This is a genomic window from Bilophila sp. 4_1_30, assembly GCF_000224655.1.
Classification (GTDB): domain Bacteria; phylum Desulfobacterota; class Desulfovibrionia; order Desulfovibrionales; family Desulfovibrionaceae; genus Bilophila; species Bilophila wadsworthia.
Genome location: NZ_JH114233.1, coordinates 236,473 through 244,639, shown reverse-complemented (window position 1 = coordinate 244,639; position 8,167 = coordinate 236,473). Strand labels below are relative to the sequence as shown.

The 8,167-nt window shown below is 57.5% G+C and carries 9 protein-coding genes; 2 read left to right on the top strand and 7 right to left on the bottom strand.

From position 1 onward, the window contains the following. Positions 1-16: 16 nt before the first annotated feature. Positions 17-742 carry a S24 family peptidase gene (locus HMPREF0178_RS13150; RefSeq protein ID WP_009368535.1) on the bottom strand — a complete coding sequence of 242 codons (726 nt, stop codon included), beginning with the start codon at positions 740-742 and terminating at the stop codon, positions 17-19. 182 nt (positions 743-924) lie between these two features. On the opposite strand from HMPREF0178_RS13150, the gene HMPREF0178_RS13145 reads away from it, so the two are divergent. Together HMPREF0178_RS13145 and HMPREF0178_RS13140 are read left to right on the top strand one after the other, a co-directional pair. Beyond that, positions 925-1,137 carry a hypothetical protein gene (locus tag HMPREF0178_RS13145; RefSeq protein WP_009368534.1) on the top strand — a complete coding sequence of 71 codons (213 nt, stop codon included), beginning with the start codon at positions 925-927 and terminating at the stop codon, positions 1,135-1,137. Between the two features lie 545 nt (positions 1,138-1,682). Next, complete coding sequence (locus HMPREF0178_RS13140) at positions 1,683-2,066, top strand: hypothetical protein (RefSeq protein WP_009368533.1); 384 nt, start codon at positions 1,683-1,685, stop codon at positions 2,064-2,066. Positions 2,067-2,365: 299 nt separating this feature from the next. Here HMPREF0178_RS13140 and HMPREF0178_RS13135 read toward each other — a convergent pair whose 3' ends face one another. The 6 genes from HMPREF0178_RS13135 to pylSn all read right to left on the bottom strand — a co-directional run bounded on the left by HMPREF0178_RS13135 (position 2,366) and on the right by pylSn (position 8,066). Then, positions 2,366-3,232, bottom strand: coding sequence for a VIT1/CCC1 transporter family protein (locus tag HMPREF0178_RS13135; RefSeq protein WP_009368532.1), 867 nt, complete (start codon positions 3,230-3,232; stop codon positions 2,366-2,368). Between the two features lie 68 nt (positions 3,233-3,300). Next, on the bottom strand, positions 3,301-4,122 hold the full coding sequence (pylD, locus tag HMPREF0178_RS13130; RefSeq protein WP_009368531.1) for a 3-methylornithyl-N6-L-lysine dehydrogenase PylD: 822 nt from the start codon (positions 4,120-4,122) through the stop codon (positions 3,301-3,303). Between the two features lie 360 nt (positions 4,123-4,482). Beyond that, positions 4,483-5,652, bottom strand: coding sequence for a 3-methylornithine--L-lysine ligase PylC (gene pylC / locus HMPREF0178_RS13125; protein ID WP_009368530.1), 1,170 nt, complete (start codon positions 5,650-5,652; stop codon positions 4,483-4,485). A gap of 175 nt (positions 5,653-5,827) precedes the next feature. Further along, complete coding sequence (gene pylB / locus HMPREF0178_RS13120) at positions 5,828-6,880, bottom strand: methylornithine synthase PylB (protein WP_009368529.1); 1,053 nt, start codon at positions 6,878-6,880, stop codon at positions 5,828-5,830. Continuing rightward, positions 6,877-7,713: a pyrrolysine--tRNA(Pyl) ligase large subunit gene (gene pylSc / locus HMPREF0178_RS13115; protein ID WP_009368528.1), complete on the bottom strand. Its 837-nt coding sequence runs from the start codon at positions 7,711-7,713 to the stop codon at positions 6,877-6,879. The genes pylB and pylSc overlap by 4 nt, the downstream gene beginning before the upstream one ends. Next, positions 7,710-8,066 carry a pyrrolysine--tRNA(Pyl) ligase small subunit gene (pylSn, locus tag HMPREF0178_RS13110; protein ID WP_009368527.1) on the bottom strand — a complete coding sequence of 119 codons (357 nt, stop codon included), beginning with the start codon at positions 8,064-8,066 and terminating at the stop codon, positions 7,710-7,712. The genes pylSc and pylSn overlap by 4 nt, the downstream gene beginning before the upstream one ends. Positions 8,067-8,167: the final 101 nt, after the last annotated feature.

Below are 8,167 nucleotides of genomic sequence, written 5' to 3'. Positions count from 1 at the left end.
AAATCTTCTCTGTTCCTTAGGCTTCGCGACACCACCAGATAACCTTGCCGATGATGCGGACGGACTCGGCCATGTCGCCGCGCAGATCCACTTCGATGGGCTCGTAACGTTCATTCAGACTGCGAAGGAGCATCCGATGACCGGGCAGCGTCTCGATCTGCTTGATGTAGATTTCCTCGTTGACACCCACGGCGTAGATCGTATGGGGATAAATCTGCTGTTTACTCTGATCTATGAGGGCCATGTCCCCGTGGCAAATCTCCGGTTCCATGCTGTCACCATAAACCTTCATGAGCACCATCTTGTCGGGATTGCCCTTCCGGCACAGCCAATCGGAACGAAAGGCAAAATAATCCAGTACATCGGCTTCGGTTTGCAGGCTTCCCACTCCGGCGGAAAGGCTCGCCGCCACCAGAGGGATGCACAACAGGTCGAGATCCGGAACCGCCGCACCCGCAGGCGTCGACGCCTGGGAAATTGATGAAGCAACCGGAGCATGGGAAGCTACAGGAGTGGATTCGTCTCCCTTCCCGAACATCAGCCAGTCCATCGACAGGCCACACTGTTGCGAGACTTTGACCACCCATCCTTCCGGAATCTTGCGTTTTCGCCGGGCCTGGCTGACGGCCTGCGGCGAAACGCCGAGAAGTGCCGCCAACTGGGCGTCACGATGCAGCCCCGCACCGGAGAGGAGGCGGTCCAGAATGGCATTGGAATCGGATTCGGATGGTATTGTGTTCATGAGCCAGCCTATACCCGATTCTTGATTGTCTTGTCAATCTCAGCTTACTTCTACAAGAGGTGCAAATCAATTTTTATTCAATTTATCAATTTTTAATTGACAAACAAACCGGACTCGGGCACTTTCAAAACGCGCCGGGAAAACGGCGAATTTCGTGGAGCGAGACGACAAGGAGAAATCTCATGGCTATAAGTGAAGATTTGCGGAGCGTGCAGGCGACACTCATGCAGGGACTGAACCTCGACAACGCACCGTTGCTGCGTCTGGTGTGCAACAACCTGCAATCCATCGCGGAGCAGATCGAATCCCTTGAGAACCTCCCACTGGCGACGCGGGATATCGCCGGAAAAGTCGGACGCCGCCGGGGAAAACGATGCGCCCTCGGTGTTGCGTAATGGCAGTGCCCTTCATTGCAATTGCAGTTGATGACAGTAATTAAAATACTACGCTAAATAGTTAGATGTGCACAAACTGTCACTGACTATCACTTGACATCGAAGGAACACCACTGTCCGATCCCTACGGCGGACGTGAAGCCGGGCCCCTTCGGGTTTACGGCATGGGGTCACGTCGCCGTGGGCGGCTTCGGTAATGAAGAGTTCCCCTATCCGGCTTTCTCTTCATCGCCTGTACCGTAGCCGCAAAATGTCCCCATGTAACCTCATCCATCTGCAACTCAGGTCATAGCAGAACCATCATGAGACATTCAGGCTATGGAACAGCTGTTGTAACTGGAGGATATAGTTTTTGTAATATGTATATCCGGGATCGTTTTCGTATACGCAACCCGTTGAGATGTGTTTTCTTTACTTGGACATCCGACACAGACGAAAAAAGTTCGACACAGAAGGCTTTTTTCCCGCCTCCATCCGGTTGACTCTGGGCTATTCAGTCTTATGTAGTGAAGGTCAAAGAGATTCCGCCAAAGGAGGATTTGGTCATGACGAACAAGGAACTTGAAGTTATTGTTTGTAACGCAATTGACGCTCGTAAGGAGCAAGGAACGCCGTTTGACCGCGACGCGTTCGCAGCTCTCGTCAAGATGGCGCAGGCCCTCTATCCCCATACGACCTATGAACATCAGATCGACGTCGTTGCCCGCATGAAGAGTATCGTCGATCCGATTGACGGCTTCCACCCCCGCTGGGAAACGGACGAGCTGTTCGCCGCCTGCATCAAGGCCATTGAAGCCAAACAGCCGTCCTATACCATTCCCTATGAAGATGTCGTCATTTTCATCAACAGCATCAAGATGGCGTTGAAGAGACTTGATCTCAAGGTGGACACTTGCTCGTGCCTCTCCGCCCTAGCTGAAAAGCTGTAAATTTCTCAGCATCATTGCTGAAACAAACAGCCCGCGACGTATCTGAGTCACGGGCTGTTTGCGTTTGTTGCTTCGAAACAGAATCTTCCCAAAATCAAGTATTATATAGAAACTTGTGTCATTCTAAAGTGATGCAATGCTCTTGGAGAACGGCGGGAATTCTCCGCAATTTCAGCATGAACCGTCAAGGGAACCTTGGTCCATCTCTCAAACGGCATTTTCCAAAACCTGCCACCGCCCCTCTTCCATAAGGGAGCCTTTTCTGTGACACCTCAAAAATCAATCTCAGATTAAGTCGCTCACATGTCAATGTTCAACCAGCTCCGGGCCGCCCAACCTATCAGGAAAGAAATGCCCGCCACGCTGAAACTGATGGTAATCATCTCAGTGAAACCGCGAACGAACGATTCCTTCCGCACCACGGACACGAAATAGGTAAAGCCCAAAATGATCAGTGCCGCGTCAAACAGACAGAATCCCAGAGCCACCAGTGGGCTCTCGAACACGATGTAGGGCAGCAGCAGGAACGCCACGGTGATCATGTAGGCCACGCCGGTATACACCGCCGCCTTAAGCGGGTGCTTTTCCGACGTGTCAGCCTTTTTAGAGAGGTACTCGGAAGCCGCCATCGACAGCGTCGCCGCCACCCCAGTAATGAACCCGGCCATACCGACCATGCGGTTATCATTAAGGGCCAGCGTGAACCCGGCCAGAGCACCGGTCAGCTCCACCAGTGCGTCGTTGAGGCCAAGCACCATCGAGCTGATATAGCTGAGTTTTTCCTCATGGATCATGGCCGCGAGCTGTGCCTCGTGGCGGGTTTCGTCTTCCATGATGCTCCGGGCTTCGGGCAGTTCCTCCATGAGTTTCCGGTAATTCTCCGCGGAGTCGTCTTCTCCCCCTTCCATCAGATTGATCACGAACACGAGACCAAAAATCTTCCCAAGCACCACAAACAGCCACACCCGGAACATGTCGGCCTTGGCCTCAATCCCCGTATAACGGCCCCATACCGCACAATGCAGACCTTCATCGTGCGACATCTTTTCAAGGATTTCACGATTTTTCTGCAAACTGGCCTGTTTTGCCAGCGCCGCATACACACGCTGGTCAGTAGCCTCGTTGTCCTGCATCCTGCGGACAATGGCTAGCGTCTCTTCTTTCATAATCGCCTCCTCATAAGCCCCCGGTCTAATCGGCTTCACGGGAAATGGCAATCATTGAGAAGGGGCTGTCAGGGCCTTCCGAATGCAGCGGCGAGAAGCATGACAGCCGTGCCGAGCTGAAGGGGATCGTGCCAGACGCTTGCGCCTTCCGGCGCCCGAAGAGTCCATATGCAGGGCACGCAGGGAGCCGAAATGCACGCTCCGGCGGCAAGCCGATCCAAGGGGAAAAAGTCGTTGGTCGGCGCCGCGTCGAGCAGGCACTCGAACAACGGCAATCCGGACAGGCCATCCGGTGTGCAGGGGGTACAGCCGGAAAGCGCCCCGCAAGCGGCGCGGGCCTTTTCCCCATCCATGTCGCAGAGAAAAACCTCATAGCCCGCCAAGGCCAGCGTCTCAGCACCCGCACAGCCCACAGGTCCGGCTCCAAGCACGAGAGCCCGCTTTTCCAGCCTCTTTCGCGCCGCCATGCGGATCAGGGCGGTGGCGAACCCGCGCCCCGTGGCCCGACCGTTTTCGCCCACGATACCAGTAAGGATGTTCTCAGCCAGATACGTATCGTCATCGGCCCAGATGAACAGATCAAATCCGCCACTCTTGGCGAGCTGAAAACCGGGCACATCAGCCGGAAGCACATCGGCCTCGAAGCCAAGATGCCCGGCAATGGAAGCCAGCGAGTCCGCGAACCCCCCGATAAGCCCTTCCCCGGATGAAATCGGAATCGCGCCTACCCGCAATTCCCGCACGCCTGAGCGGGCGGTTTCGGGATCGATGCCAAGTGTCCGGGCCGCCAGTGTCAGCAGATCGTCGCCCGTCAGTTCCTCAAGCCGCCTTTCATAGGTGGCCCATTCCGCTTCTATGCCGGCAATATCGTTTTCCGTCAGCCGGGTCATAAATGCTCCTTGGGATAACGTGAAACAGAAAAGGGAAAGAGCCCTCCTCTGAAGAAAAGGTTCAATTCCCCACGCCCTCCTTTCTTTTCTCCAAAACTTTCGGCGAGTGGAAAGGCGACGCGGAGGAAATCACATTACACATATAGATGGAGAAAAGAATATGCCGGGAGCGGAATTTCAGCAAAGGTTTTCTCCGGCACTGAGAAGATGCAGGGGAAACCGTGCCTCACAACAGGAAGAAGGGCGACGGCACGCTGCATCATGAAGGGCACCTGATTAGAGACGGATGGCATGGGTGAACCAACCGTTGCAAACGGCAAGCATGGTTATGTATTCCGGTGCGGTTCTCCAATCTTCAAGTTATCCTTTAAAAATCGTTTTTCCAGTCTGCCTCTCCGCCAATTCTCGCAGATGCTCTATGCAGTCGCTGCGGCGTGATGCCACGTCTTCCGCGTCCTGTCCCGCGAACATCAGGGTTGCGGCCCACGAACCCGAAAGCAGGCTTCCGCCGACAAGGGCTTCATCGGCCCCACAAAAACCGTTTACCGGCTCCAGAGGGCCGAACTGCCCCATGATGTGCTCACCGAGAAAATGCAGCCCGCCGTCTTTACAAAGGACATGTTCATACCGGGCGAAGCGTGGTGCGCCAAGGCCGGGCCCCGGAGCATAGGGGAAAAAGCAGGCCGCCAGATGTTCCGCGAGGTTGACGCCCGTGGACAGCCATACAGCCGTGGGCGTCTGGCTCGGAAAACGGGCATCTATTTCCAGTACGCGCATACCTTCTGGAGTCTGGATCACTTCCAAATCCATCAGCCCGTGCAACCGCAACATTTCAGCAAGATTAAGCAGTGCGGCTTCCATCTCTCGCACGAAGGACGGTGAAGAGCCGGTGGGCGCAACCACGCCCCGGCAATCGAAGGCTTCGTCCATGAGCAGGTCCGTCACCTGAAAGATTCTGTAGTTTCCGGGTGTTCCACATATTTCCAGTGAAAAGGACGGACCGGGGCAGTACGATTCCAAAACCCATCCCTCGGCATCGAATCCCTCAGGAATATAGGCACGCAGTTCGGCTTCATCGCGGAGCAGGCGGACGCCCCGGCTGCCGCTGCCTTCCGAGGGCTTGGCTATGATCGGAAAGCCCTTTGTATCCGCTCTTGCCGCAGGTTGCGGGATCGGCGTACCGCAGCGCAGGAACAGGTCGCGGCTCCGCAGTTTGGAGGAGGTAACCGCGTAGGCGAAGGGATCAAAGGCGAACAACACGCCTTTACGGGCACACCAGCCGTCGAGCGCGGCAAGCGCGGCGGCATTTTCCAGTGCGGGGATCACGATGTCAGTCCCCAAAATCTGGTGTTCCACTTTCCCGTCGGAACCGCCCAGCTTCGTCACGTCGCATTGGGCGAAAGCATCCGCCAGCCGCAACGCCGGAGGCGCGGGCCTTTCATCCACAAGCAACGTCCCCCAACCGGCCTTCCGCGCCAGCCAGCACAACTCCACGCCCTGCAATCCGCCGCCGACTATCGTTACCCGCATTCGACCACCGCCCCTCAAGAAACTTCCCGTCCCCGGAATCACACCCTATTCCCGCTCCCGGTTGGGCTCGGACTTGGGGTCGTCCCGGCTCACGCATACGTCATTTCCGCAGCACCAACCTTTGAGCCTGCGCCGGAGCGAGCTTTCCGGCGTACCCCTCCCCAAAAAAGTCCGTTTACCGCTCTTCTCCCCGCCTCCGCTGCTCGACCCATGCGCGATACTCGCCGGGCAAGGCGGGTTCGAGCCCGAGTTCCCCAAGCTGTCTGACGACAGCGGAAACGCTCCTGCGCTGATTCTCGATATCGAGGTCTTTGGAGGCCACACCCGCAAGGCCGCAACCGGAAGGCACGATGGACGTCACCACGTTCGCCCCAGCCTTGAGCCGCATCGCCAAACCTTCGAGGCCATCCACATCCAGAGAGGCCGGTATCAACCGATCTTCCATAACCAGCCGCATCGCGGCAATGGCCAGCAATTCGTGTGCGCGGCGCTCTTCAAGCGTGTCCCCGGCTGTGGATGGGAACGTCGATTCGTGCGGCACATAACTCATGGCCCGGACCTGATTCAGCGGTTCACGCGCCATATCGAGAATCGAATCCGCCAAATCCTCCGCCGATTCACCTATGCCCGTGAGCAGGCCGTCCTCGGCGAGCAGGCCGCACCCCGCCGCCTCAAGACGCGTGCGCTTCCGGCGATCATAATCCTGCTCCAGACGCAACCGCGTGAACAAATCCCGGTTGTGCGTCTCCTGATAGCAGGCGTACCAGTCCGCCCCGGCCTCACGGAGCCGTACGAGCTGTTCCGCCGAAAGCACGCCCGGAGACACCATAATCGGCAGCCCGGAGGCTTCCTTGAGGGCTGCTACCAGCTCCAACAGCCGATGGAATCCGGCGGGCTCCACATAATAAGGATCTTCCCCCAAGGTCAGATCGAGCAGGTGCACCCCATCCGCCGCGAGGCGCCCGGCCGCTTCGAGCATTTCCTCGAGCGGCTTGCGGTAACGTTCAAGGGCTGAATTGCTCCTCCGGTACTGGCAAAAAGCGCAGTCATTCCGGCAATGGGTGCTCAGGTACAGGAAGCCGTACAAAAACACCTTGTTGCCGAACGCCCTGCGCCGCGCTTCCCGGGCCGCGTCAAAGACAAACGCCCGCTCCCCCTCCGATTTCACGGACAGGAGGCCGAGCAAGGCCTCTTTACCCATCTGAGGCTGGCATCTTACTGCTTTCATATCCGTAACCGTATCCCGTGAAGATAGGAGAGGCTCCGTCCGGTTTTCGCCATCGTGCTTTCCCCGGTCGCGGCCATCGTGAGGCGCTCAAGGCCGAAGCCGATGCCCACCCAGTTCTCCATGATGCCCCAAGCCGCATCAAGCGGGTGCGGGCCAAGGGCGGAGGACGCCAGCTCCATGCCGTTTTTGTCCACAAAATCCGAAGTTTCGCCATAAACGGCGGAATCCTCGCCCGTCATGCGCCAGCCCTCGATCCCGGCGGCATCAAGCACCATCGCGCCGAGTTCGCACAGACGAGCATTGAGATCCGTGCCTTCGGGCAAGCCCATTTCCACAAGGTTCAGCATGGTAAATTCGTTGGCGTGGCGTTGCCCCTGCGTCTCACGGCGGAAGCACGGGCCGACCTCGAACAGCCGCACCGGGCGGGGGCGCAGCCTTCCGACTTCGCGCATGTATTCATACAGATGCGGTGCCAGCATGGGCCTCAGACAGCGTTTGGAGTCGATCCAGAACACCTGCTTTTCCATAATCGAGCCATCGAATACGCCCATTTTTTCGAGGCGCGCGCGGGACAGGATGATCGGGGTATGCACCTGAAGGAAGCCCGCCGTGCGCAGAACGGCGGAAAGGCGTTCCTCCAGTTCCAGAATAAACGGCCTGCGTGGGCCTTCGCACAGGGCGTCGAGGCGTTCGTGCTGCTCCGTGACGAGCCGGGACTCAAGGCGCTGGAAGGCACGGTTACGCTCTGCGCTGTCCGTAAACCCGGCTTGCAGGTCTTCGGACGTCGCACCGAGTTCGCCAAGCCGCCGTTGCTGTTCTTCGCTGAAGATCATTGTCCGCCTCCCTCCGCACGCAGGATCGCGCCGGACTTTTTGCGGAACACGGTTCCCTGATATTTCTTGAGTTTCCATTCGGGGATGGCACAAATCGGACACGGATCCGCGAATATCTTGTTGCGGAGCCATCGGCTGGCCCTTGAGGTGCGGGAATCGCGCACGGTGAAGGTCCTGCCGCAGTGCGTGGTGATCACGGCGTGGTCACCCGCGATTTCCATTGTCCGGATGCCGTGGAGGATGCCCTTCCGAGAAGGCCACAGCTTCATCTTGCCGATCAGGGCGAAAAGAAACTGATTTTTGCGGTAGGTGCGCTGCTTTGGAGCCGGGCGCGTAGTAGGCGTTTCACTCATGGCGATCTCGCTTTTGAGTGTGGAAGGAAAGGAAGATGTGGGGAGGGGAACGGGAGATTGGGGAGGGGAGGAAGGGACTTTCTGGAGAAAGTCCCTTCCTC